Annotated in this window: 23 protein-coding genes and 1 pseudogene; 10 read left to right on the forward strand and 14 right to left on the reverse strand. The window is 65.6% G+C overall.

Annotation, left to right across the window (positions count from 1 at the left end; translation table 11 throughout):
* The 6 genes from C7449_RS16200 to C7449_RS16225 form a co-directional block, all read right to left on the reverse strand.
* Complete coding sequence (locus C7449_RS16200; protein ID WP_108003922.1) at positions 1-891, reverse strand: ABC transporter permease; 891 nt, start codon at positions 889-891, stop codon at positions 1-3.
* 69 nt (positions 892-960) lie between these two features.
* The gene (locus C7449_RS16205; RefSeq protein WP_108003923.1) at positions 961-1,971 is read right to left on the reverse strand and encodes an ABC transporter substrate-binding protein; all 1,011 of its coding nucleotides are present in this window, start codon (positions 1,969-1,971) and stop codon (positions 961-963) included.
* A gap of 50 nt (positions 1,972-2,021) precedes the next feature.
* Complete coding sequence (locus C7449_RS16210) at positions 2,022-2,381, reverse strand: RidA family protein (protein WP_108003924.1); 360 nt, start codon at positions 2,379-2,381, stop codon at positions 2,022-2,024.
* 41 nt (positions 2,382-2,422) lie between these two features.
* Positions 2,423-3,256: an IclR family transcriptional regulator gene (locus C7449_RS16215; protein ID WP_210204746.1), complete on the reverse strand. Its 834-nt coding sequence runs from the start codon at positions 3,254-3,256 to the stop codon at positions 2,423-2,425.
* A 115-nt stretch (positions 3,257-3,371) separates the two neighbouring features.
* On the reverse strand, positions 3,372-4,730 hold the full coding sequence (locus tag C7449_RS16220; RefSeq protein ID WP_108003925.1) for an NAD(P)/FAD-dependent oxidoreductase: 1,359 nt from the start codon (positions 4,728-4,730) through the stop codon (positions 3,372-3,374).
* 562 nt (positions 4,731-5,292) lie between these two features.
* Positions 5,293-6,504 carry a diaminopropionate ammonia-lyase gene (locus C7449_RS16225; protein ID WP_108003926.1) on the reverse strand — a complete coding sequence of 404 codons (1,212 nt, stop codon included), beginning with the start codon at positions 6,502-6,504 and terminating at the stop codon, positions 5,293-5,295.
* Positions 6,505-6,752: 248 nt separating this feature from the next.
* Between C7449_RS16225 and hutC the strand changes: the two genes are divergently transcribed.
* Positions 6,753-7,475 (forward strand): histidine utilization repressor, encoded by a 723-nt coding sequence (hutC, locus tag C7449_RS16230; protein WP_374828223.1) that lies wholly within the window; start codon positions 6,753-6,755, stop codon positions 7,473-7,475.
* A gap of 56 nt (positions 7,476-7,531) precedes the next feature.
* Here hutC and hisC read toward each other — a convergent pair whose 3' ends face one another.
* The 3 genes from hisC to C7449_RS16245 are packed head-to-tail and all read right to left on the reverse strand — an operon-like array spanning position 7,532 to position 10,856.
* Positions 7,532-8,632, reverse strand: coding sequence for a histidinol-phosphate transaminase (gene hisC / locus C7449_RS16235; protein WP_108003972.1), 1,101 nt, complete (start codon positions 8,630-8,632; stop codon positions 7,532-7,534).
* A 48-nt stretch (positions 8,633-8,680) separates the two neighbouring features.
* Positions 8,681-9,790, reverse strand: coding sequence for an FAD-binding oxidoreductase (locus tag C7449_RS16240; protein ID WP_108003928.1), 1,110 nt, complete (start codon positions 9,788-9,790; stop codon positions 8,681-8,683).
* Positions 9,791-9,803: 13 nt separating this feature from the next.
* A complete protein-coding gene (locus C7449_RS16245) occupies positions 9,804-10,856 on the reverse strand; it encodes an aromatic ring-hydroxylating dioxygenase subunit alpha (protein ID WP_108003929.1) in 1,053 nt (350 codons plus the stop codon).
* Between the two features lie 129 nt (positions 10,857-10,985).
* Between C7449_RS16245 and C7449_RS16250 the strand changes: the two genes are divergently transcribed.
* Positions 10,986-11,915 carry a LysR family transcriptional regulator gene (locus C7449_RS16250; RefSeq protein WP_108003930.1) on the forward strand — a complete coding sequence of 310 codons (930 nt, stop codon included), beginning with the start codon at positions 10,986-10,988 and terminating at the stop codon, positions 11,913-11,915.
* Between the two features lie 205 nt (positions 11,916-12,120).
* Here C7449_RS16250 and C7449_RS16255 read toward each other — a convergent pair whose 3' ends face one another.
* Positions 12,121-13,467: a formimidoylglutamate deiminase gene (locus tag C7449_RS16255; RefSeq protein WP_108003931.1), complete on the reverse strand. Its 1,347-nt coding sequence runs from the start codon at positions 13,465-13,467 to the stop codon at positions 12,121-12,123.
* 101 nt (positions 13,468-13,568) lie between these two features.
* Here C7449_RS16255 and hutI point away from each other — a divergent pair, with 101 nt between their 5' ends.
* The 6 genes from hutI to hutU are packed head-to-tail and all read left to right on the forward strand — an operon-like array spanning position 13,569 to position 21,152.
* A complete protein-coding gene (gene hutI, locus C7449_RS16260; RefSeq protein WP_108003932.1) occupies positions 13,569-14,828 on the forward strand; it encodes an imidazolonepropionase in 1,260 nt (419 codons plus the stop codon).
* Positions 14,825-16,360, forward strand: coding sequence for a histidine ammonia-lyase (gene hutH, locus C7449_RS16265; protein WP_108003933.1), 1,536 nt, complete (start codon positions 14,825-14,827; stop codon positions 16,358-16,360). The genes hutI and hutH overlap by 4 nt, the downstream gene beginning before the upstream one ends.
* 2 nt (positions 16,361-16,362) lie before the next feature.
* Positions 16,363-17,160 (forward strand): N-formylglutamate deformylase, encoded by a 798-nt coding sequence (gene hutG / locus C7449_RS16270; protein WP_108003934.1) that lies wholly within the window; start codon positions 16,363-16,365, stop codon positions 17,158-17,160.
* Positions 17,157-18,305 carry a CaiB/BaiF CoA transferase family protein gene (locus tag C7449_RS16275; RefSeq protein WP_108003935.1) on the forward strand — a complete coding sequence of 383 codons (1,149 nt, stop codon included), beginning with the start codon at positions 17,157-17,159 and terminating at the stop codon, positions 18,303-18,305. Before hutG ends, C7449_RS16275 begins: the two co-directional genes overlap by 4 nt.
* Positions 18,302-19,465, forward strand: coding sequence for an acyl-CoA dehydrogenase family protein (locus C7449_RS16280; RefSeq protein WP_210204747.1), 1,164 nt, complete (start codon positions 18,302-18,304; stop codon positions 19,463-19,465). Before C7449_RS16275 ends, C7449_RS16280 begins: the two co-directional genes overlap by 4 nt.
* A 13-nt stretch (positions 19,466-19,478) precedes the next feature.
* Positions 19,479-21,152 (forward strand): urocanate hydratase, encoded by a 1,674-nt coding sequence (hutU, locus tag C7449_RS16285; protein WP_108003936.1) that lies wholly within the window; start codon positions 19,479-19,481, stop codon positions 21,150-21,152.
* Positions 21,153-21,172: 20 nt separating this feature from the next.
* Here hutU and C7449_RS16290 read toward each other — a convergent pair whose 3' ends face one another.
* On the reverse strand, positions 21,173-21,556 hold the full coding sequence (locus C7449_RS16290; protein ID WP_108003937.1) for a type II toxin-antitoxin system VapC family toxin: 384 nt from the start codon (positions 21,554-21,556) through the stop codon (positions 21,173-21,175).
* The gene (locus C7449_RS16295) at positions 21,553-21,810 is read right to left on the reverse strand and encodes a type II toxin-antitoxin system Phd/YefM family antitoxin (protein ID WP_108003938.1); all 258 of its coding nucleotides are present in this window, start codon (positions 21,808-21,810) and stop codon (positions 21,553-21,555) included. Before C7449_RS16295 ends, C7449_RS16290 begins: the two co-directional genes overlap by 4 nt.
* A 76-nt stretch (positions 21,811-21,886) precedes the next feature.
* Here C7449_RS16295 and C7449_RS16300 point away from each other — a divergent pair, with 76 nt between their 5' ends.
* Both C7449_RS16300 and C7449_RS16305 read left to right on the forward strand, forming a co-directional pair.
* Positions 21,887-23,890, forward strand: a complete 2,004-nt coding sequence (locus C7449_RS16300) for a HutD family protein (protein ID WP_108003939.1) — start codon at positions 21,887-21,889, stop codon at positions 23,888-23,890.
* A 193-nt stretch (positions 23,891-24,083) separates the two neighbouring features.
* Positions 24,084-24,617, forward strand: coding sequence for a dihydrofolate reductase family protein (locus C7449_RS16305; RefSeq protein ID WP_108003940.1), 534 nt, complete (start codon positions 24,084-24,086; stop codon positions 24,615-24,617).
* 138 nt (positions 24,618-24,755) lie between these two features.
* On the opposite strand, the gene gfa is transcribed toward C7449_RS16305, so the two are convergent.
* Both gfa and C7449_RS16315 read right to left on the reverse strand, forming a co-directional pair.
* Positions 24,756-25,331: an S-(hydroxymethyl)glutathione synthase gene (gfa, locus tag C7449_RS16310; RefSeq protein ID WP_108003941.1), complete on the reverse strand. Its 576-nt coding sequence runs from the start codon at positions 25,329-25,331 to the stop codon at positions 24,756-24,758.
* A 48-nt stretch (positions 25,332-25,379) separates the two neighbouring features.
* Positions 25,380-25,571 (reverse strand): annotated as a pseudogene (locus tag C7449_RS16315) (S-(hydroxymethyl)glutathione dehydrogenase); the annotation flags it as partial.

Here is a 25,571-nt window from a genome sequence, read left to right on the forward strand (position 1 = left end):
TCACGCCTCCCCGGTCCGGCGGCCGCGCATTTGCAGGGCGGCCCGCACCGCGCCGAACAGGCCGAATGCGATGGCCGTCAGCACCATGAGGACGACTGCGAGGGCGGCGCCGAGGCCGAAGTTCAGTTGCTCGTTGAACTGTCCGGCGATCATCTGGGCGATCATCATGTCGCGCGGGCTGCCGAGCAGGGCGGGGGTAATGTAGAAGCCCAGTGCCAGGGTGAACGCCAGGATGGCAGAGGCCATGACGCCCGGCAGCGACAGCGGGAAGTAGACGCGCGCGAACCCTCGCAGCCAGCTCGCGCCGCAGATGGACGAGGCCTCCATCAGCCGGAGATCGATCTTCTTCATGACGGTGTAGAGCGGCAGAACCGCGTAGGGCAGGAGGATATGCACCATCCCGATGATCACGCCAAACGGCGTGCGGATAAGCCGAAGCGGCCTGTCGATCAACCCGGTGGCGATCAGGAAGTCGTTGACCAGGCCGCTGTTCTGGAGCAACACGACCCAAGAGAAACTGCGCAGCAGGAGGCTCACCCAGAAAGGAATGAGCAAGGCGATCGTCAGGACGAGCAGCACCGCCCGTCCCCCGTGCGCCATGGCGTATGCATAAGGATAGGCGATTGCGACCGTAACGACGGTTACGATGAGCGAAACCCGGAACGTCTCGCCGATGACCCGCAGGAAGACCGGTGTCGTGAAGATCTGATGGTAGTACTCGAGGCTGCCGTCGGGCAGCGAGATCGCCACGAGCTTCAACAGCGGAAACACGAAGAACAGGGCGAGGAACAGGACGGACGGGACGATCAGCCAGAACGCCGGCGGCAACCGGAAGCCCCGCGATGATCCCGCCTTCACGGGCACGCTGCGATCGTTAGTTGTTGCGGTCATCGTAATTCCGAACGAAATATTGGGATGGAGCCCGCCTGCCAATGCAGGCGGGCCACTTTCCGTGACGGCTTACTGGAGAAGCCACTCCTGGAAGCGGAGATCGACCTTCGCGCCGTTCTCAGCCCACCACTCGGCGTCCATGAGAATGCGGGTGTCGAGATGGTCGGTGGGCAGGTTGCCCTTGAACTTGGCGTCAACCGAATCGACGGCGTGCTTGTTCGACGGACCATACGGCATGTACTTGGTGAACTCGATCTGCTGGGCCGGCTCGGTGAAGAAGCTGATCGCCTTCATGGCGGCTTCCTTGTTCTTGGTGCCCTTAGGGACCACCCAGTAGCCGGTCTGCGACGTCCAGTTCGTCCAGTCGATCTTCACGCCCTTCTCGCCGACGCTGAGCGCGCGCGAGACCCAGACGAGAGCCATGCTCGCCTCGCCGCTGGCGAGCAGTTGCTCGGACTGCGAGCCGCTTTCCCACCAGACGAGGTCGTCCTTGATCCTGTCGAGCTTCTTGAGCGCCCGTTCGACGTCGATCGGATAGAGGTCCTCCGGCTTCACGCCGTCTGCGATGAGGGCGGCTTCGAAGATGCCCGAGGCCGAATACTTCCATACGGCGCGCAGTCCCGGAAACTTCTCGGTATCGAAGAAGTCGGCAAAGCCGTTCGGTGCCTCTCCGCCGTACTCGTTGGCATTGTACGCCAATACCGTGGCCTCGATGTCCGAAGCGACACGATAAGTGCCGGCCGCGCCTTCAATGAACTTCGACTTGTCGACGATCGAGTAGTCGATCGGCTCGAGCCACTGCGCGTCCGCGTCGAGGCCGAAGCTGTCGTCGGTCAGCATAAGGTCGAGCGTGACGTTGCCGGTTTCGACCATCGCCTTGAGCTTGGCGTTGCTCGAGGAGCTGTCCTCGACGATCTTGATGCCAGGATTCTGCGCCATGAAAGGCTGGAAATAGGACTTCGACTGGGCCTCCTGGTATCCGCCGCCGTAGCTGGAGATCGTCAGGGTCGTTTCGGCAGCATTGGCCGCAGTGCTCGTAAGGAGCGCTGCCACGGCCGTTATTGCTAAGGTCTTACGCATTTTTGGTTCCCACCCTTGTAGTATCGAGTTGATGGTTGTTGATCGTGCTTTCAGGATTCGATTGCGGCTTGCACCGCGATCTCGACGAGGATGTTCTCGGCGGCCAGATTGGCCTCGACCGTCGCTCTCGCCGGCAATGCGTCCGCGGGGATCCAGTCCTCCCAGACCTTGTTCATGGCCGCGAAATCCGCGACGGCATGCTTCAGCCAGATCTGTGCGAACAGGATCTTCGACTTGTCCGTGCCGGCCTTGGCGAGCAGTTCGTCGATCCGCGCGAGCACCTGGGCCGTCTGCCCGGCGACGTCCTGGTCGCGGTCTGCCGGCACCTGGCCCGTGACATAGGCGATCCCGTTATGGACGAGCACGTGGCTGAGGCGCTTTCCATTGGGTTCGAAACGTTGGATCGGCATGTTTCCTCCTGAGAATATTGTCGATCGTTGTGGTTTGTTCTTCAGCGCGCCTGGGGTTTCAGTCCCTTGGCCGCGCTTGATACCGCCCGGGCCGCGTTGACGAGCTGCGGAGCAAGCTCCGCGATTACGTCCTCCGGGCGCCAGCGGCTGGAGGGCACGGAAATGTTGATCGCCGCGAGCGGCTGCCCGTCCGCATTGACGACACACGCGCCGACGGCGATGTCGCCGACATAGATTTCCTCGGTGATCAGGGAAAACCCGTCGGTACGCGCGCGCCGCAGCAGCGCCAGCAGCTGTTCAGGGTCCGTCACCGTATGCGCCGTATATGCCACCCGATTGGACCGCTCTATATAAGACATGGCGGCTTCGGTCGGGAGGGCGGAGAGGTAGGCGCGTCCGGCCGCCGTGCAGTACATCGGCAGGCGCTGCCCGATCGGGACATGGATCGGCATTTCCTTGTGGCTGGTGAAGCGCGCCACATAGACCATGTCCGTGCCCCAGGGCTCGAGCAGGTTGCAGCTCTCGCCCGTCTGCCGGTTCAGCTGCTGGACGAAGGGATTGGCCCGCTCGATCAACTCTGCCGTCTGCAGGTACCCGGTGCCGATCTCCAGCGACTTGACCGTCAGCCGGTAGCGCTTGGAACCGCCCTCGCGCGCCAGATAGCCCATTGCCTCGAGCGTGAACACCGAGCGCTGGATCGTGCTCTTGTTCAAGCCGGTGGCTTCGGCCAGTTCGAGCAGGTTCATCGCGGGTCGGGACGGACCGAATGCCGTCAACACCGACAGGCCCTTGGCAAGCGCGGTAACGTAGAGTGGCGACTCTTCGGCGTCCGGCGTCGTCACCGATCGCATCAGGTTGGACGGATCTGCGCTCATGAGATTTCCTTCCCTGCCGGCACTCCGAACGACCTGCCGCATGGCAGCGCCCGCGGGCCTCCAAAGTCCGAACCTGCGTATCCTGAGAGCATTTGCGTCACCTTCCGCATGAACGTCACCCTGCCCTTTTCGCTTCGCGGGCGTCCTTGGCATGCAGCCAGCGATACGCCATCCACTGGCCGAGCCGCAGGAAGGAGGCGAACGGATAGCGTCCGGGCTGACTCGTGAGGAAGGACGCGGCCGTTTCGTACGGGCGGCCAGCCGCCATCATCGCAAGCTTGGTACCCATATGGATCGAGCACGAGACGCCGCTGCCCGCATAGCCACCCGCCGTGAACACGTCACCCGCTCCCGGCACCTTGTAGCAGAATGGCAGTGAATTGCGGGTGACGGCGACCCAGCCGCCCCACCAGTGCTCGACGCCGATCCCGCCAATCGCCGGAAACTTCCTCACCATCGCGTCATAGAGATACTGACGATGGCGGGGGGCCGAAGCATCGGCCCCTGAGATCGCGCTGCGGCCACCGAACAGCATGCGGTTGTCCGGCAGGCGGCGATAGTAGAAGAGCAGCTCGCGGGTATCGAACATGCACTTGCCGGACGGGAGGCTCGCCGCCACCTGCGCGTCACTCATTGGAGCCGTGACGATGATCTGCGAATGCACGGGCAGAACGCGCGCGGCAAGCCGCGGGTGCAGCCGGGACGAGGTATAGCCGTTCGTCGCCACGATGACGCGCCGGGCACGGATGGTGCCGGTCGGCGTCACCAGACGGTGCACCCCGCCCTCGTCGATCCACTGCGTCACCGGAGAATTCGTATGGATGCGGGCCCCGTGGCCGCGCGCCATGCGATGCAGGCCGCGCGCCAGCGCGAGCGGATTCAGCGAGAACCCGTCAGGCAGGTACAGGGCGCCGTTGCTCTCGGGGCCCTCATGGATGCCGCGCAAGTCGCTGGCCTCGACATAGCGGGCCGGGTAGCCGAGAACCGTGTTGTAAAGCTCCTCCTCGCGCCGAAGCGAGTCGGCGTGGGGGCCGAAGGTGGCCACCTTGTAGACCCCATCGGGCTGCTTGGCGCACTCGATTTCTCCATCCGCGATCAAGCCGCGCACGGTATCGAGACCCTGCCTGAGCTCCTGGAAATAAGCGCGGGCGACGTCGGCGCCATAGGTCTTGACAAGTCGCGACCAGGGAACGCGACCGCCAGAAATCCGGGCAAAGCTCCCGTTGCGGCCGCTGCAGCCCCACGACGACGACCGCGCCTCCAGGACAGTCGCCTTGATGCCATGGTCGCGAGCGAGAGCGAGCGCCGCCGACAGTCCCGTATAGCCGCCCCCGATGATCGCGACGTCGACGTCTGCATCTCCGGCCACCGGCCCGTCGTCGTCAGGTGCCACCGCCCCGCTCAGCTTCAACCAATAGGAATCCGGGTCGGGCTGGTTTTGGTCGGGAAAGGGATGAACGAGAGGATCATACATGCGCCGCCTGCTATCGCCATGCGATATCTGTTTATCGATCCCGATATATGATGTTCATATTTCCGATTTGTCAATATCGCATGGCTCGGTTGCGCACAGCGGTGCTCTGCCCGGCCTCGGTTCCCCCTACAGGGACGAACCCACCGCAGCGTCTAACCGAGATCGATTCTGAAATGCCGTTGGCTGTCAGGCTCCCGGTTGCCGCAGGAGATCCTGGACCTGCGCGCAAAGCAGGCACGCAAGGCTCAAGAGCGATGCGTCTTCCCGCACCGCATTCATCGATATGCTTGGAAAGCCGAGTTCGTGGCCTGATCAATCCCACCTGAGCGGAAGAAATGACCGAGATCCCTTCGCGTTATCTGCCAGGGTGGTGGTCGATCATGCACCACCTTTGGTGCTGGCGGCGCGCTGCTGACCGGCTTTCTGGCTCCGCTCCGTTGATCGATCTGCGGCAGGCCGCGCTGCCTCACGTAAGCGGCCCCGGGGGCATCGCCCTTTACCGGCTGCCTGACCGATCACGGGCGGCTCAGCCCAAAAGTTCTTCGGCGCGGTCGAGAACCCGTCACGCCACGATCTGCTGTCCGCTCCGTGCTGCGACGGCGGCGGGCGGAAGCCCGACGATTTCCTCGTATTTGCCGGGATCGGTCGCCCCTTCCGTGTTGATCAGGAAGACGCGCGAACGGCTGTCCAGCCCAAGGGCGGCGCGGATGGCTGGATCAGCGGCGGCGCGCATCAGTCCGGCAAGGCCGACGCCACCGCTCTCGCCGGCAACCACCGCCGGATCGCCGGAGAGCGGATCGGCAAGCTGCCGCATCGCCGCGACGGCATCCGCCTCGTCGACGGTCATGAAGGCATCGGCGACGCGGGACAGGATACGCCAGGCGACCAGAGAGGGCTCGTAGCACTCGAGCATGGCCATCACTGTGGGCTCCCCATGCGCGACCGTTACCGGACGACCGGCTCGGGCGCTCTCGAAAAGGCAAGCCGCCCGGGCCGGATCGACGACGGTGAAGACCGGCCGGGCCGGGCCGAACTCCAGCGCCAGATGACCGGCGACGGCCGCGGCGATGCCGCCCACGCCCGCCTGCACGAAGACATGGGTCGGTGGCTCGGGCAGGTCTCGCAGGGCCTCGCGGACGAGCGCGGTATAACCCTGCATGACGAGGCTCGGAATGCGCTCGTAGCCTGGCCAGGACGTGTCCGAGACGATCGTCCAGCCCTTCTCCGCCGCGACCCGTGCCGCCTCGCGGACCGAATCGTCATAGGTGCCTTCCACGCGCACCATGTCCGCGCCGAAGCGGGCGATGGCGGCGACCCGTTCGTCGCTGACGCCGGAATGCACGAAAATCGCCGCCCGCGCCCCGACCAGTTGGGCGCCCTGCGCCACCGACCGGCCATGGTTGCCGTCCGTGGCGCAGGCGACCGTCATGCCCTGCGCCACCGCCCTCACCTCTGGCGTAGACAGCTCGGCGATGTCGACCGCACGGCCGAGGCGCCGGCCGGCCTCCTCCAGCACGAGCCGGATCACCGCATAGGCGCCGCCAAGCGCCTTGAAGCTGCCGAGCCCGAGCCGGTGGCCCTCGTCCTTGACGTGGATCGCGCCGATGCCGAGCCTTTCGGCCAGCCCCGGCAATGCAACGAGCGGTGTCTGTGCATGATTGTCGCGGAAAGAGAGATGCCGCTCCACCTCCGCTGCGGCTTCCCGGCCAAGCGCCTCCGCATCGCGCGGATCGAGCGCCGAGCGGTAGTCGGTGTGGGTATTTCTCAAGAACATGGCGGCCTCTCGTTTTCCTTGAACGATATAACCGGAAAAATAGGCTGATACTGCCGACTTCTTGCAAGTTTGTTTCATCCGGAGCCGACCAGTACCGCGCGGGCCCGGCGCAACGGGGCACGGCCCGGTGGACCGGCCGGCCGCAAATTGCCCCAAGGGTAGCCAGTCGTAAAAGAATCTATTCATATATGGAGCCGAGAACGATTACCGTCACATGGCATTCACATCGGCTACATGAGGGGCAAGACGTGGCGAAAGACGAAACGCTCGACCGTCGCATCCAGGAGGAGATCGAAGGTCGCATCGTTTCCGGCGACTGGCCGCCGGGCTATCGCATTCCCTTCGAGGTCGACCTTGCCGCGCAATACGGCTGCTCGCGCATGACCGTCAACAAGGTGCTGACCCGGCTGGCCTCGGCGGGCCTGCTCGAACGGCGCAGGCGCTCGGGAACGGTGGTGACGCGCCCGGTCGCGCAATCGGCAGTGCTGGAGATCCACGACATCGAGTCGGAGGTCAAGAGCCTGAACCTCCCCTACGACTACCAGTTGGTGCGGCGCGTCCAACGGAAGTTCCGCGCCGCCGACGCCGCGCGGCTGGCGCTTCCGCCGTCCGCCTCGATCCTCGAGCTTCATTGCATCCATCTGGCCGGCCGCAAGCCCTTCTGCCACGAGGACCGCATCATCAATCTTGACGCCGTTCCGGACGCCGCCGAGGTCGACTTTACCGGCACCGCGCCGGGTCCCTGGCTGATCAACCAGGTCCCCTGGAGCACCGCCGAGCACCTGATCAGGGCCGTGGCAGCCGGCGAGGACCAGGCCAAGGCGCTTGAGATCGCGCCGGGCACCGCCTGCCTCGTGGTCGAGCGGCGCACCTGGAACGACATCGGGATGATCACCCATGTGCGGCTGACCTACCCCGGCGACAGGCATGCGCTGGTCGCACAGTTCTCGCCGCAGGGCGCCAGGGCCTGATACCAACCTGCACCGACATTGGCCCGCTGCAGGTTGGCACGGAGATCTCGCTTCCGTCAGGCCTTCAGCAAGCGTTCGAGCGCGGCCAGGAACCGGTCGTTGTCGGCGGGGCTGCCGACGGTGACGCGGACGAAGGTTTCAAAACCCTTCTCCTTCCACGGCTTGATGATGATCCCCTCCGACAGGAAGTGCTCCATCGCCGCCTGGCTGTCGCGGCGCACGTCGAGGAAGAGAAAGTTCGTCTGCGACTTCGGCGCGAACAGGCCCATGGCCGCGATCGCCGCCGCCATCCGCTCGCGCTCCGCCTTCACCGCGGCCACCGAGCGGCGCATCCACTCTTCGTCTTCCAATGCAGCGACCGCAGCGATCTGCGCCGCGGCATTGACGTTGAACGGCGTCTTTGCCGAGGTCATCGTCCGCGCCAGGCGCTCGTCGGAGGCCACGGCATAACCGACACGCAGCCCGGCCAGTCCATAAGCTTTCGAGAAGGTGCGCAGCACCACATGGGAAAGTCCCGTGTCGCGCAGCGCTTCCAGGCCGTCGGGCGTGTCGCCGTCGGTGAACTCGAAATAGGCTTCATCGAGCACGAACAGCGTTTCCTTCGGCACGGCCGCCAGGATGCGGGACAGCGCGGCGTGATCGAGCGCCGGACCGACCGGGTTGGACGGCGACGACAGGAAGATGATCGCCGGCTTCTCGGCCATCGAGGCGACGATCGCGTCGATATCGAAGCCGAGATCCTTGGCCATCGGGACCTTGACGACCCTCGCGCCGTTGGCGAGCGCCTCGATCTCGTGCAGGCCGAAGCCCGGCGACACCGTGACCACCGAAGCGCCCGGCTGCAGCGCGGCGCGGCAGATCGCGGCGATCATCTCCTCCGAGCCGTTGCCGACCACGATACGCTCAGGCGCAACGTCGAGCTTGGCGGAAAGGGCGGCGCGCAACGCGACACAAGCCGGGTCGGCATAGCGCGACGGATCGAGCCCGGCCAATGCTGCCGCCACCTTCGGCGAACAGCCGTGCGGATTCTCGTTGCTGGCAAGGGCGGCGATCTCGTCGTGGCCGCTGAGCTTGCGGGCAACCGCGATGTTCATTCCGGCGTTGTAGGGCGGAAGGGCGGCGACATGCGGATTGAGCCGGATACCGGCGATGGTCATTTCGTTCACGAGCCCCTCCTCGGGCAATGATATAGGGAATTTCAGCAGTCAGAGGTCGAGCACGACGGACGATTTCGGCTTGGAGCAGCAGAGCAGCACGCGCCCTGCCGGCAACTCGTCGAGCGGCTCCTCGGTATAGTCAACCTCGCCCGACACCAGGCCTTGCACGCAGCTGCCGCAGACCCCCGCCCGGCAGGAAAACTCCGGCTCGACGCCCTGCGTTTCGAGGAACGCCAGGATCGATTCGCTGGCCTCGTTCCAGGCGAAGCTGCGGCCCGATTTTTCCAGCACGATGCGGATGCCGTCGCCGTCGTCATTGGCGACCGGCGGGGCTTCCGCGACCGTGGCGGCCTTCGCAGCCTGCTGTTCGCCTTCCGAGAGCAGGCTCGCCGGCCCAAAGAATTCGTAGGCGATATTTTCCTTCTTCACCCCGAGGCCAAGCAGCAGCTTGTACATCGCCTGCATGAAGGGCGGCGGGCCGCACATGTAGACGTCGTAGTCGTCGAGCGGCAGCAGGCTCTGGATGGTCTCGCGCGAAATGAACCCGGTCGAATGGCACCGCGCCTGCTGGACGTCGTCGTCGCTCGGGAACCGGTAGCAGTAATGCACCTTGATGCCGGACCTGACGGCGGCCAGTGCCTCCACTTCCTTCTCGAGCGCATGCACGGCGCCGCTGTCGCAGGCGTGGATGAACCAGACCGGCCGGTCGCTCTCGGTGGCGAGCACCTTCAGCATCGAGACGGTCGGCGTCAGTCCGACGCCACCGGACAAGAGCACCACCGGGCGCTTGCTTTCGCTGTTCAGCTTGAAGGCGCCGCGGGGGCCGTCGATGTCGACGACCGCGCCGGGTTCGATCTCGTCATGCAGCCAGCAGGAGCTGACCCCGTCCGGCGTTCCGGCTGCGGGCGATGCCTCCCGCTTCACGGTGATCCGGTAGACCCCCTCCTCGCGCGGCGAGGAGGAGACCGTGTAGTTGCGCAGCACATGGCCGCCGCTGATCCGGTCGGGGACACGGATGGTCAGGAACTGCCCGGCCTCGAACGGCCGCCAGTGCTGCCGTTCGAGCGGTGCCAGGTGGAACGAGGTGATGGTGGCGCTTTCGCGCACCTTCGCCACCACCTCGAAGGGGCGGAACCGCGAAGCCTGGGCGTCCGACATCTGTCCTCAACCTTTATTCGGCGGCAGCCGGCGTCGATGCCGCAGCGGCCTCGGCCTCGGCGGCGATCATCTGCGCCAGCCGGCGGCGGAAGCGCATCGGGCCGACGTCGATCTTCAGGTCGAGGTTCGGGGTCTGCTTGTTGGCCATGCCGTGATGGACAGCCTCGAGAACCACGCGGTCCTCCTCGAAGGCGCCGCGCACCGACTTGGCGAAGCGGGCCGAAACCTCCGGATCGTCGGGCGCGAAGTTGCGCATCTGGAACCAGTAGTACTTGGTGTGGTTCTCGTCGACCGGCGTCATGAAGTTGTAGCTGTCCATGAGGAAGGTGTTTTCCGGCAGCTCCTTGCCTTCGCCGCCGGTATGCGCTGGCGCGAAGATCGCCTTGATGATGGCGTTGCTCGGATAGCGCACTTCATAGTGCTGCTTGCGGTCGGTATTGCCTTCGAACTGCAGGAACGGCGCGTAGAAGGGAGCCGGCTCGGAGTCGATCATCCAGCGCCAGACTGTGACGCCGTCGTCCTTGACGGTGGTTTCCAGCGGCGTCTCCTCGCAGGCCGAGCTTGCGAAGGAAGACTGGTGCACCCAGGCGACGTGCGAGGGGTCGAGCAGGTTGTCGGTCATGTAGAGGTAGTTGCAGTTCAGCATCATCGACTCGCCGCGATTGATGCCCCAGGCCGGATTGTCGAAGTGCTCGACCTCGAAGATGTCCTTGGGATCGGCCTTGGCGGCGTCGCCCATCCAGATCCACAACAGGCCGTAGCGCTCGTGGATCGGGTAGGAACGAACCCTGGCGACGTGCGGGATGCGCTCTGCACCCGGAACCCGGGTGCAGGTGCCGGAACAGTCGAAGGTCAGGCCGTGGTAGCCGCATTCGACGTCGTCGCCCTTGATGCGGCCCATCGAGAGCGGCAGCTTGCGGTGGGGACAGGCGTCCTCGAGCGCGGCCGGCGTGCCGTCCTGCTTGCGGTAGAGAACCACTTTCTCGCCGAGAATGGTGACGGGCTTCAACTCGCGGCCGACTTCGTGATCCCAGGCGGCGACATACCAGGCGTTCTTGAGAAACATCTCACCCTCTTTATCGTTGCAGTTTGGGGCAGTATCCGCCGAGCCAGCCACTGCGACAAGCTGTCAGGCATTGCGTTTTTGTTTAGATAAACTAAAAAGCAGGCAGCTTGATAATTGAAAGTTCTCCCGATGTCGATGCCAACCTTGCGCGGTCTGCAGGCCTTCGAAGCGATCGGCCGGTGCGGCACGGTCAGCGCCGCCGCCCGTGATCTCGGCGTGTCGCCGGGCGCGATCAGCCAGCAGGTGCGCAATGTCGAGCAGAGCCTCGGCCTCACCCTGCTCGAGCGCAAAGGCCGCCGCGTCGAACTGACCTCGTGGGGCCGGCTCTATTATGAAGAGATCGCCAAGGGGTTCCGGCAATTTGCCCATGCGGCCGAGGCGCTGGAACGGGCCCGCAACCAGAGCGGCATCGTGCTCAGCGGCCTGACCTCGGTGATCAACAAATGGATCAGCCGCAAGATCTTCGACTGGCAGGCGCTGCATCCCGACGCCAGCATCCGTATTCTCGGCAAGGACGACGAGCCTCGGATCGGCTTCGAGCAGGTCGATTTCCGCATCACCTACGGCCGCCGGGTGGTCGTTCACGAGCACTACACCGAGCTGTTCACCGACTGGGTGGTCCCGGTCTGCGCGCCCGGGCTCCTTTGGCATCGGCCGATCGAAAGTCCCGCCGACATCCTCAACTTCCCGCTGCTCAACGTCGAATGGGAGACCGGCTACCTGCCGCCGCCGCAGTGGAGCGACTGGGCGAGGATGGTGAACGCCAGTGGCGGGCAGAAGCTGTCCAGCCTGTCCTTCACGCTGTCGAGCACCGCCATCGACGCTGCGGTCAACGGGCGTGGCTTCGTGCTGGCGCAAGTATCGATGATCGCCGACGAGCTCGCCTCCGGCAGCCTGCTCATCCCTTACGACATCCGCATGAAGCTGCCCGAAAGCTACTTTCTCGCCTGGGACCGGTCGGCGCTCGAAAAGCCGTTCGGCTCCGCCTTCCACAAATGGCTGCTGCAGATATCGAAGAAGCAGGCGCTGCTTTCCGCTCCGCGGGCGGAGGCAGTCTGATCTACCGCATGACTTCGGAAGGCCTGCCGGGCTTCGGGACCAAGACATGCAGAAGAACGAGAAAGATCGCGGGAATCCGTTTCATGCGATCCGCCTGGCAGGCTGCTGAGTTCGTGAGCGTACCCGCCGGGGCGCGCCCGCGCGGCGAACCTTGTTCATGGTCGCAGGCCGAAGCGTCCTCCGGCCTGCGTGTTTCCCGCAAGGGTCAGCTCGCGAGCAAGGCCTGCATGGTGGCGCGGAACCGCGTGGCGATCGCCTCGCGCTCTGCATGCCGGCCACCGGCGACGACCTTCTTGCCCCGCGCCCAGACGCAGTCGACGCTGACGCCTGAGGCGAAGATCCAGCTGTCGAGCAGTTGGTCGCCGTCGAGATAGGGTACGGCCGCCGCGTCGAGCGACACGAGGTCGGCGGCAGCGCCGGGGGCCAATTCCGGACGGCACTGCAGGGCCGCGCCGCCGCCGGCGAGCGCCCGCTCGAACAATGACCGTCCGGTCGACCCGCCGGTCTCGGCGATCACGTTGCGGGCGCGCAGTCCGAGCCGCTGTGAATATTCCAGCATCCGCAGTTCCTCGGGAACCGAAATCAGGATGTTCGAATCCGAGCCGACCCCGAAGCGTCCGCCCTCCTCGAGGAAGGCCGGCGCGGGGAAGATGCCGTCGCCGAGATTGCCCTCGGTCACCGGGCAGAGGCCGGCGATGGCGCCGCTCCTTGCCATGCGGCGGGTCTCGTCGTCGGTCATGTGGGTGGCGTGGATCAGGCACCACCGGCCGTCGATCCCGGCATTGTCGAGCAGCCACTGCACCGGGCGCGCACCCGACCAGGCGATGCAATCCTCGACTTCCTTGGTCTGCTCGGCGACGTGGATGTGGATCGGCCCCTCGCCGGCCAGCCGCACGGCGATCTTCAGCTCTTCCGGGGTGACGGCCCGCAAGCTGTGCGGCGCGACGCCAAGGACGGCGCCGTCGAGGCGATCGGTTACTGCCCGGCAACCGGCCATCAGCGCCTCGAAGCGATCCGCGGTGTTGATGAAGCGCCGCTGGCCCTCGATGGGTGCTGCGCCGCCGAAACCGGAATGGGCGTAAAGGACTGGGAGCAGGGTCAGGCCGATGCCGGTCTCGGCGCTCGCAGCGCCGATGCGCTCGGCCATCTCGGCTATATTGGCATAGGGGCTGCCGTCCTTGTCGTGGTGCAGATAGTGGAACTCGCCGACCCGGCAGAAGCCCGCCTCCAGCATTTCCATATAGAGCTGTGCTGCGACCGCCTCGACATGCTCGGGCGTCATCGACAGCGCGAACTTGTACATCACCGTCCGCCAGCTCCAGAAACTGTCGCAGGCCGGACCGCGCACTTCGGCGAGACCCGCCATCGCCCGCTGGAAGGCGTGGCTGTGCAGGTTCGGCATCGCCGCCACGACCACCTGATGGCGCTCGTCCCCGGCCTGCGGCGCGCGGCCCGTCTCGATCTTTTCGATCCGGCCGCCGGAAAGCGTCAGCCGCACGTCGCGCTGCCAGCCCTCCGGCGTCAACGCCGCGCCTGCGTGAATTACTGTCATGAGGTCTCCTCTCGGGCCGCCAGTGGATTGCAAATTTTTCCACTTGTCACTCGGATTAATATGTATATACATTATCACAACGAAGGAAAGGCGCAAGGCTGATGGTCGGGAACAATTTTTCTGAAGGCGCCGCCGCGGAGGCCGGGCAGATAACGCTCTGGCGGAACGCACGGCTGGCAACGCTCAACGAGGCGCACGGCGGTCTCGGGATCATCGAAAACGGCGCGATCGCCGCGCGCGACGGACGCATCGTTTACGTCGGCCCGGAAGACGGGGTGCCGGCGGATCTCGCGACCACGGAGGTCGTCGATTGCGAGGGTCGCCTGATCACTCCGGCACTCGTCGACTGCCACACCCATCTCGTCTATGGCGGCAACCGCGCCCGCGAATTCGAGATGCGCCTCGAGGGTGCGACCTATGAAGAGATTGCCCGCGCCGGCGGCGGCATCGTTTCCTCGGTGAAGGCGACCAACGCCTGCTCGGTGGACGAACTGGTCGCAACCGCCCTGCCCCGCCTCGACACGCTGCTGACCGAAGGCGTCTCCACCATCGAGATCAAGTCCGGCTACGGGCTGAACATCGAGGCCGAGATCAGGATGCTGGAAGCGGCCCGCCGGCTCGAGACGCTGCGCCCGGTGCGCATCGTCACCAGCTATCTCGCCGCCCACGCCACCCCGCTGGAATACAAGGGCCGCAACGACGACTACATCACCGACGTTGTCCTGCCTGGCCTCGACACCGCCCACGCCAAGGGCCTGGTCGACGCGGTCGACGGCTTCTGCGAGGGCATCGCCTTCTCGACTGCGGAAATCACCCGTGTGTTCGAGCGCGCCAAAGCGCTCGGACTGCCCGTGAAGCTGCATGCCGAGCAGCTTTCCGATCTCGGCGGCGCCAGGCTGGCGGCATCCTACGGTGCAATCTCCGCCGACCACCTCGAATATCTGGATGCCGAGGGCGCGAAGGCCATGGCGGAAGCGGGTACGGTCGCCGTGCTGCTGCCGGGCGCCTTCTACACGCTGCGCGAAAAGCAGCTGCCGCCGGTCAAGGCGCTTCGCGAGGCGGGTACGCGGATTGCGATTTCCACCGACAGCAACCCCGGCACCTCGCCGCTGACCTCGCTGCTCTTGACCATGAACATGTCCGCTACACTCTTCGGGCTCACCGTCGAGGAGTGTGTGGCGGGCGCCACCCGCGAAGCGGCTCGGGCCCTTGGCCTCCTCGGCGAGACCGGCACGCTCGAAGTCGGCAAGTCTGCGGACCTTGCCATCTGGAACATCGATCAGCCCGCGGAGCTCGTCTACCGCATCGGCTTCAACCCACTGCACCATCGCGTCTTCAAGGGAGAGAGGGCAAACCCATGACTATCGTTCTTCATCCGGGCTCCGTGCCGCTCAAGGACCTTGAGACCATCTACTGGACCGGCGAGCCGGCCCGCCTCGATCGCTCCTTCGACGCCCGCATCGAGAAGGCCGCCGCCCGCATCGCCGAGATCGCCGCCGGCAACGCCCCGGTCTACGGCATCAACACCGGCTTCGGCAAACTCGCCTCGATCAAGATCGATGCCGCCGACGTCGCCACCCTGCAGCGCAACCTGATCCTGTCGCATTGCTGCGGCGTCGGCGCGCCGCTGGCCGAAAACGTCGTCCGCCTGATCATGGCGCTGAAGCTGGTCTCGCTCGGCCGCGGCGCCTCGGGCGTCCGCATCGAAGTCGTCCGCCTGATCGAGGCGATGCTCGAAAAGGGCGTCATTCCGGTCATCCCGGAAAAGGGTTCGGTCGGCGCCTCCGGCGACCTGGCGCCGCTCGCCCACATGTCGGCGGTGATGATGGGCCATGGCGAGGCCTTCTTCGGAGGCGAGCGCATGAGCGGCGCCCGCGCCCTCGACAAGGCCGGCCTCACCCCGGTGACGCTCGCCGCCAAGGAAGGCCTGGCGCTGATCAACGGCACCCAGACCTCCACCGCGCTGGCGCTCGCCGGCCTGTTCCGCGCCCACCGCGCCGCGGAGGCCGCGCTGATCACCGGCGCCCTGTCGACGGACGCGGCGATGGGCTCCTCGGCGCCGTTCCATCCGGACATCCATACGCTGCGCGGCCACCAGGGCCAGATCGACACCGCAGCGGCACTCCGCACCCTGCTCGAAGGCTCGGCCATCCGCCAGAGCCACATCGAAGGTGACGAGCGCGTGCAGGATCCCTATTGCATCCGCTGCCAGCCGCAGGTCGACGGCGCCTGCCTCGATCTCCTGCGCTCGGTCGCCCGCACGCTCGAGATCGAAGCCAATGCGGTCACCGACAACCCGCTGGTGCTCTCCGACAATTCGGTCGTTTCCGGCGGCAACTTCCATGCCGAGCCGGTGGCTTTCGCCGCCGACCAGATCGCCCTTGCGATCTGCGAGATCGGCGCCATCGCCCAGCGCCGCATCGCCCTGCTCGTCGACCCGGCGCTCTCCTACGGCCTGCCGGCCTTCCTCGCCAAGAAGCCGGGCCTCAACTCCGGCCTGATGATCGCCGAGGTCACTTCCGCCGCGCTGATGAGCGAGAACAAGCAGCTGTCGCATCCGGCCTCGGTCGACTCGACGCCGACGTCGGCCAACCAGGAAGACCACGTCTCGATGGCCTGCCACGGCGCCCGCCGCCTGCTGCAGATGACCGACAACCTGTTTGCAATCATCGGCATCGAGGCGCTGACCGCCGTGCAGGGCGTCGAATGCCGGGCGCCGCTTGCGACCAGCCCCGAGCTGCAGAAGGCCGTCGCAGCTCTGCGTGCCGTCTCGCCGTCGATCGAGGAAGACCGCTACATGGCCGACGACCTCAAGATCGCCAGCGATCTCGTCGCCTCCGGCACGCTGAACGCCGCCGTTTCCGCCGGCATCCTCCCGGCACTGGAGGGCTGACGATGGCCGTCTTCGAAGTCCGGCAAGGCACCTCGCCGGTCATCCTCGCCTTTCCGCATACGGGGACCTTCGTCCCCGATGCGATCCAGGCGCGGCTGAACGACAACGGCAAGATTCTTGCCGATACCGACTGGCACATCTTCGAGCTCTATGACGGGCTGCTCGACAACGTGACGACGGTGCGGGCGACCTTCCACCGCTACGTCATCGACGCCAACCGCGACCCGGAAGGCGTCAGCCTCTATCCCGGCCAGAACACCACCGGGCTGGTACCCGAGACCGACTTCGACGGCACGCCGATCTGGAAGGAGGGCGAAGCCCCCAACGCGGACGACATCGCCGCCCGGTTGAGGGACTTTCACGCCCCCTATCACGCCGCCCTCGCCGCCGAGATCGAGCGCGTGAAGGCCATCCATGGCCTCGCCGTGCTCTATGACTGCCATTCGATCCGCTCGCACATCCCCTTCCTCTTCGAAGGCACGCTGCCGGATTTCAACATCGGCACCGACATGGGCAGGACCTGCGATCCGCGCATTGAGGCCGCAACCTTCGAGATTTGCGCCGCCAGCGGCCGCACGCACGTGCTGAACGGCCGCTTCAAGGGCGGCTGGACCACGCGTCATTACGGCAAACCGGAAATGGGCGTTCACGCCATCCAGATGGAGCTGGCCCAATCCAGCCATCTGGCCAGCGAGACCGTGCCTTTCGCCTATGACGAGGCCAAGGCCGCGGCGCTGCGCCAGAGCCTTGCCGCGATCCTCGCGCGGCTTGCCGCCCTCGCACCGGAGTTGAAGGGATGAGCGGGCCGCTCTCGGGCATCAAGGTCCTGGACCTGTCGCGCGTTCTGGCAGGGCCGTATTGCACGGCGCTGCTGGCTGATCTCGGCGCCGAGGTCATCAAGCTCGAGCCGCCGGCCGGTGACGACTACCGGCACGTCGGGCCGTTCAAGGATGGCGAAAGTGCGCTGTTCACGCTGAACAACCGCGGCAAGAAAAGCCTCGCGCTGGACCTGAAGAAGCCGGCCGACCTGGAACTCGCGCAGGCGCTTGCAGCCCGCGTCGACGTCGTGGTTGAGAATTTCCGCCCCGGCGTCGCCGCCCGCCTGGGCCTCGGCGCCGAGGCGTTGCGCAAGGCCAATCCGCGGCTGGTCTATTGCTCCATTTCCGGCTTCGGCCAGGAAGGTCCCTTCAAGGACCTGCCGGCATATGATCTGGTCGTGCAGGCCATGTCCGGGCTGATGGCCGCGACCGGCGAGGATGGCGGTGCGCCGCTGAAGACCGGCGAAAGCATCGCCGATCTGGTCGCGGGCCTGTTCGCCAGCTGGTCGATCATGGCCGCATTGGTTCAGCGCAATGCCACCGGGGCGGGCGCGACGCTCGACATCGCCATGTACGATGCGCTGTTCTCGATGCTGACCACCAGCCATGCCCAGCATTTCTACGGCGGCGTGCTGCCCGGCCGGGTCGGCAACCGCCATCCGCTGTCCACCCCCTTCGGCTGCTTCAGTACGCGCGATGGCCAGGTGGTGATCGCCGTTCTGAACGGCGGCCAGTTCGAACGGCTCGCCGCCTTTATCGGCAAGCCGGAGATCGCCGCCGATCCGCGCTTTGCCACCGACAGCAGCCGCACCGAGCATGAGCCAGCGCTGCGGGCCTTGATCGAGGAGTGGACCGGTGGACTGACGACCGAGGAGGCCGTTGCGGCCTTGGCCGCGCAGGGCCTTCCGACTGCGCCGATCTGGGATATTGCGCAGGCTGCGGACAATGAGCACACGGCTGCTCGCGGTCTGGTCAGCATGCTCGCGCACCCCGTTCTCGGTCGGACGCCCGTGGTCGGCCAGCCGGTGCGCTTCGACGGCGCCAAGCCCGTGGCTTCGACGGCCGCGCCCCGCCTCGGCGGTGATATCGAGGCTGTCCTGAAGGAATTTGGATTGGAGGAAGCATGACGCAGATCGACGATCCCTGGCACATGCTATCCGAAGAGGAGCGCATGTTCTGCGAGGTGCTGGAGCGGCTGTGCGGCGACAAGATCGCCCCGCTTGCAGCCGAGACCGACGAGACCTCGTGCTTTGTCCATGCGCAACTCGCCCTTCTCGGAGAGGCGGGCATGATGGGGGCCAACCTGCCGGAAGAACATGGCGGCAGCGGCATCTCCGCGCCGGCCCTGCTGCGCGCGGTTTCCATCGTGGCCGGAGCCTGCGGCTCGACCGCCTCGGCACTGACGGCGCATTATCTCGCGACCGATTCCATCCTGATCGGCGGCACCGAGACGCAGAAGCAGGAATGGCTGACCAGGGCCGCCACCGGCGAGGCGCTCGGCGCCTTCGCCCTGACTGAGCCCACCGCCGGTTCCGACCCCGCCGACATGAAGACGCGGGCGCGGCGTACGGAGACCGGCTGGCACCTCAAGGGCACCAAGTGCTTCATCTCCAACGGCGGCGTGGCCGATTTCATCGTCGTCTACGCGGTGACCGAACCCGAGAAGGCGCATCGCGGCATCTCTGCCTTCATCCTGCCGAAGGGCACGCCCGGACTTGACGCCGGCCCGCCGGAAAAGACCATGGGCCTGAAGGGCGGCCATGTCTTCACTCTCAACCTCGACTGCGAGCTTCCCGAAAGCGCGCTTTTGGGCGAGGAGGGCAAGGGCTTCCGCACCGCCATGCAGGTTCTCGACAACGGCCGCATCGAGGTCGCCGCGCAGTGCCTCGGCCTGGCTGGCGCGGCGATGAACGCGGCGATCGCCTATGCCAAGGAGCGCATCATCGGCGGCATTGCGCTGTCGGAGCGGCAGGGCATCCGCTGGATGATCGCCGACATGGGCCTGGCCTTCCACTCGGCGCTGCTCTTGTCGCAGGAGGCTGCACGCCAGCGCGATCTGGCGCATCATCACGGCGGCCGCTTCTCGCTGGCCTCGTCCATGGCCAAGCTCGGCGCCTCCGAGGCCGCGGGCAAGATCGCCGATACCGCCCTGCAGCTGCATGGCGGCTACGGCTATACCCGTGATTTCCCAATCGAGCGGATCAATCGCGATCTGCGCATCATGCGCATTTACGAGGGATCCAGCGAAATCCAACGCATCATCATCTCCGGCAACATGCTGGCCTGACAGGGAGCGAACCATGAGCAATCCAAGACATAACATGCGCGACATCTTCCCCCCGACCGGCTCCGAGATCACGGCCAAGAGCTGGCTGACCGAGGCGCCCATGCGGATGCTGATGAACAACCTGCATCCCGACGTCGCCGAAAACCCGCACGAGCTGGTCGTCTATGGCGGCATCGGCCGCGCGGCTCGCACCTGGGCGGACTTCGACAAGATCGTCGCGACCCTGAAGGATCTGAACGAGGACGAAACCCTGCTCGTCCAGTCCGGCAAGCCGGTCGGCGTGTTCCGCACCCACAAGGATGCGCCGCGCGTGCTGATCGCCAACTCCAACCTGGTACCGCACTGGGCCAACTGGGATCACTTCAACGAGCTGGATAAGAAGGGCCTGGCCATGTACGGCCAGATGACCGCCGGCTCGTGGATCTACATCGGCACCCAGGGCATCGTTCAGGGCACCTACGAGACTTTCGTCGAGGCCGGCCGCCAGCACTACGGCGGCAACCTCAAGGGCAAGTGGGTGCTGACCGGCGGCCTCGGCGGCATGGGCGGCGCCCAGCCGCTCGCCGCCGTCATGGCCGGCGCCTCCTGCCTTGCGGTCGAGTGCAACCCTGACTCGATCGACTTCCGCCTGCGCACCCGCTATCTCGACGAGAAGGCCGAGACGCTGGATGAAGCCATGGAGATGATCGCCCGCTGGACGAAGAACGGCGAGGCGAAGTCGGTCGGCCTGCTCGGCAACACCGCCGAGATCCTGCCGGAGATGGTTCGACGCGGCATCCGTCCCGACATGGTCACCGACCAGACCTCGGCGCACGACCCGGTCAACGGCTACCTGCCGAAGGGCTGGACGCTGGCCGAGTGGAAGGAAAAGCGCGTCAGCGATCCGAAGGCGGTCGAGCGGGCGGCCTGCGCCTCGATGCGCGAGCACGTCGAAGCGATGATCGCCTTCCAGGACATGGGCATTCCGACCTTCGACTACGGCAACAACATCCGCCAGGTCGCCAAGAACGAAGGCCTCGAAAACGCCTTCGCCTTCCCCGGCTTCGTGCCGGCCTATATCCGCCCGCTGTTCTGCCGCGGCATCGGTCCGTTCCGCTGGGCGGCGCTGTCCGGCGACCCCGAAGACATCTACAAGACCGACGCCAAGGTTAAGGAACTGCTGCCCGACAACAAGCACCTGCACAACTGGCTGGACATGGCGCGCGAGCGCATCTCCTTCCAGGGCCTGCCGGCGCGCATCTGCTGGGTCGGCCTCGGCGACCGCCACCGCCTCGGCCTCGCCTTCAACGAGATGGTCAAGAACGGCGAACTGAAGGCTCCGGTCGTTATCGGCCGCGACCATCTGGACTCCGGCTCGGTCGCCTCGCCGAACCGCGAGACGGAAGCGATGAAGGACGGGTCGGACGCCGTTTCCGACTGGCCGCTGCTGAACGCGCTGCTCAACACCGCCTCGGGTGCGACCTGGGTGTCGCTGCACCATGGCGGCGGCGTCGGCATGGGCTTCTCGCAGCATTCGGGTGTCGTCATCTGCTGCGACGGAACCGATGATGCGGCCCGCCGCATCGAGCGGGTGCTGTGGAACGACCCGGCCACCGGCGTCATGCGCCATGCCGATGCCGGCTACGACATTGCGCTGGATTGCGCCCGCGAAAAGGGCCTGCGCCTGCCGGGCATTCTCGGCAACTGAGGCGATCCCTCCGCCGGGCCTCAGAATGTCCTGAGGCCCGGATACTGGAGGACCAGCTTGTCGATGGTCAGCAACGCAACGTTCTCTGCAAGCGCCTGAGCGATGAGAATGCGGTCAAATGGATCCTTGTGAAGCGGTGGGAGCCCGGCAATCCTGATTGCATGTTCGCTGTTTATCGGCAGCTCAAGATATCCATTGTCGAGCAGCCGTTGGTGCAAGGTGCGGGGATCAGCCCGGAAATCGGAACGCCCCTGCCCGTGCTTGATCGCCGTTTCCCAGATGCTTGCCGGGCTGAACAGCAAAACATTGCGCTCATCTTCGATGATGGCCCTGACGGACTTGGGCATCGCGGCGATATCGCCGGCGGCCCAGATTAGAATGTGCGTGTCAAGGAGGAGCCTCATTTCGGGAAAAGGTCGCCGCCATAAAACATTTCCTCGATCTCGTCGGCCATCATTGTGTCAAAGTCGGCGGGAACGACGATCTCACCCTTCATGAAACCGATGCGGCGCTTCTTCGGCGCAGCCTCCTGGTCGAGCGGCACCACCTTGACCATTGGCTTGCCGGCCTTGGCGATGATGAACGCTTCGCCCTTCGCAGCCTTCTCGACCAGGCGCGAGAGATGCGTCTTCGCTTCGTGAATGTTGACCGTTTCCATGTCAGCCTCGATACGGACTTAGTCCATTAAACTTAGTTTGCCCTCGCAGGGAATACAACGGCAGGAAGATAGCGCCATGGCAAAGCCCGAACTGACCATCCTGAGAAGCGCGACCGACTACAAGCGCATGCCGTGGAAGAATGGTGGCGGCGAGACCGTCGAGATCGCCGTCTTTCCAGCCGGTGCCACCATCGCCGACTTCGACTGGCGGGTCAGCATGGCCACCGTCGCCAGCGATGGCCCGTTTTCCGCCTTCCCCGGCATCGACCGCACCCTTTCGATCCTCAGCGGCGACGGCATGGCGCTCGATATCGATGGTCGGCCGCCGGTGCGCCTGACGGGGGACGACGCGCCGCTGCCCTTCCCGGCCGATGCGCCGACGTCGGCAACGCTGCTCGGCGGCACGATCACCGACCTCAACGTCATGACGCGGCGCGGCGCGTTTTCCCACACGGTCACCAGGCTCAAAGTCTCCGAACCCGCCCCCCTCAACAGCGATGCAACCGTCACCCTCATCCTCTGCCATAAGGGCGACGTCACGTTGACGGTCGGCGATCGCGACGTTCGGCTCTCCACCCTCGACAGCGCAATCGCCGCTGCGCCCGGCGACATCCTCCTCTCCAGCGCGGCGCCCGCCGAGCTGTTCGTCGTCGAAATCCGCGCATGCGAGGCCAAACGCAGCGCAACGGAGCTCTCCGCCGCCTTTCTCGACGAACTCCGCGCCATTGTCGGCGAGCCGAACCTGAAGACCGGCGACGCGGTCGCCAACATCGATTACGGCGTCACCGCCGGCAATCTCGGCACCACCGCCGTCGCCTTGCCCGGCTCCACCAAGGAGGTCGCGGCCGTCGTGAAGGCCTGCGCGGCGCATGGCGTGGCCATCGTCACCCATGGCGGACGCACTGGACTCGTCGGCGGCGGGCTCTCCACGCCCGGCGAACTGGTGCTGTCGACGGCGCACCTGAACCGCATCGAGCGGCTGTCGCCGGTCGAACGCGTCGCCGTCGTGGAAGCCGGCGTGACCCTGCAGGCGCTGCAGACGGCCGCCGCCGAACACCGCCTCGAACCCGGCATCGACCTGCCGTCGCGCGGCTCGGCGACGATCGGCGGCATGGTGTCCACCAATGCCGGCGGCATCACCGCTTTCCGCTACGGCGTCATGCGCCATCGCGTCCTCGGAATGGAAGCCGTGCTCCCGGATGGCTCGATCTATTCGGACCTGACCCGCGTCGTGAAGAACTCCGCCGGCTATGATCTCAAGCATCTCTTCATTGGTGCCGAGGGCACGCTCGGCATCGTCACCCGCATCGCCGTCAAGCTGGAGCCGATGCCTGCGGCGACCGCGACGGTGTTGTTCGGCCTGCCCTCGGTCGAAGCGGCGCTCGACACCGCCCGCTTCGCCTTCGACGTGCGCTCCGGTCACCTGCGCGCCGCCGAGGCGATCTGGAACTCCTACTTCCGCCTGACCGCCGGCCACCATCAATGGTCGGCCACCGATTTCGCCCCTGACCATCCAATCAACCTGTTGATCTCGCTCGGCGGCGCCGACGAGGAACAATTGCAGGTAGAACTGGAGCGGCTCTACGAGCAGGTGGTGGAAAAGTATCCGGAAACCTCGGCGGTGGTCGCCACGTCCGGCGCGCAGGAGGCCGACCTTTGGCGGCTGCGCGAGGACACCGACCTGATCTACCGCAAGCACCCGGCCGCTCCCTCCTATGACGTGTCCGTGCCGCTTTCGGAAATCGACGCCTATGCGAGCCGCTGCGTCGCCGAACTGAAGGCCATCGATCCTGCTCTTGAGCCCTACCTGTTCGGCCATCTCGCCGACGGCAACCTGCATCTCGTGCTGAACGCCGCGGGCGCCGATGTGACGCGCGAGAAGCTGGCCGCCGTCGAAGCGGTGCTCTACCGCGACATCGTCGCGATCGGCGGCTCCTTCTCCGCCGAGCACGGCATCGGGTCCAAGCGGGTGCACTCGCTGCGCGACACCGCCGATCCGGTGAAGCTGGCGCTGATGCGGCAGATCAAGGCCGACCTCGACACCGCCGCCATTCTCAACCCCGGCAAGGTGCTCGGCTAGGGCCGGCCCCGTTCAAGCGGGAATGACCGCGGGCAGGTCGTTGGGAGGACGAGCTGCTTTGGTGGTGAAATTCGGAAAGCTGAGACCTTCGATCGGGTCTCGAACGCAGCAGCGACCTGGTTGTACCCAGCTTCAATTCTCCGTAGCATCGCCTCGAGCCTTCTTGAGGAACTTGCGGAGGAGATCCTGCAGCATGGCCAAGCTCGTCTATGCCTTGAACCAGTCGCTCGACGGGTATGTCGACCACATGGAATTCGGGCCGCCCGATCCGGCGCTCTTTCGGCATTTTATCGATGACATGCGCGGCCTGGCAGGCTGCGTGTATGGCCGCCGCATGTACCAGGAGATGCGGTACTGGGACGAAGACCGTTCGGAGTGGAACGACGAGCAACGCGCCTATGCAGCGGCTTGGCGGAGCCGACCGAAATGGGTCGTGTCGCGCTCGCTGAACGCCGTCGGCCCGAACGCCACTCTCGTCACGGACGACCTCGAGGGGACGATCCGCAGGCTGAAGACGCAACTGCATGGAGAGATCGAAGTCGCCGGACCTGAGCTGGCGGGAAGCCTGACCGACCTCGGCCTTGTGGACGAGTATCGACTGTACCTTCACCCGGTCGTGCTTGGTCGCGGCAAACCGTTCTTCGCCGGCGCCCGTCCTCCGCTGCGGCTGGTGGCGAGCGATCGGATTGGCAGGGATGTGATCAGGTTGACCTACGTTCCCGCGTAGCCGTGCACCGAACCTCCGCGATGGAAAAACCTGTGGCGTTTTTCACCGCGCCTGAAACGAAGAACGCCGCGCCTTCCGGAAGGAAGCGCGGCGTTTCGGTCTTGGGAGGCAGCGCCGGAACTCCGGCGCCGGAGTGTTTCAGTCCTTGAGGACGCCCGATTTCCTGGCGACCCAGCTTGCCACATAGTCCATCAACGCCGGCGACAGGCAGTCATAGGGCTCGAGTCCCAGTTCCCGCAGGCGCGCCCGGATGCCGTCCATGTCGGACGGCTTGGTGCCGGATTCGATGATCGACGACACGAAGGCGGCAAACGTCGGCTCCGGCCAGCCGCTTTCCTCGAAGCGTTCCGGGTGGATGAAGTCGAGGCCCTGGAAGGCGTGCTCGCGCTCCACCGGACCGTACATGTGCACGCCGCATTCCTTGCAGGCGTGGCGGCGGATCAGTGCGTTCGGATCGACGACCTCGAGCTTGTCGCCGTTTTCCAGCACGGTGATGTTGTCATGCGCGGTCACCGCGACCACCGAGAAGGTGGCGCCCTCCGGCTTCCAGCACTTGGTGCAGCCGCAGGCATGGTTGTGGGCGACAGCGCCATTGACCGCGACCTTCACCGGGCGGTCGGCGCAGGCGCAGACGAGCGTCCCGCCGGCGAAATCCGCCTGTCCCTTTTTCACCCCGCCGTCGACGGCGGGGTGTATCGATACCTGACTTGCCATTGTTCTTCCTCCTCCTTGCAACAATTGCGAACGGCGCGGGGGCGCCGATCAGTAGACCACCACCCCGCGGATGCTTTCGCCCGAATGCATCAGCTCGAAGCCCTTGTTGATGTCCTCGAGCGGCATGGTGTGGGTGATCATCGGATCGATCTGGATCTTGCCGTCCATGTACCAGTCGACGATCTTCGGCACGTCGGTGCGGCCGCGGGCGCCGCCGAACGCGGTGCCCATCCACTGCCG

It is taken from the genome of Mycoplana dimorpha, from assembly GCF_003046475.1.
GTDB classification, from domain to species: domain Bacteria; phylum Pseudomonadota; class Alphaproteobacteria; order Rhizobiales; family Rhizobiaceae; genus Mycoplana; species Mycoplana dimorpha.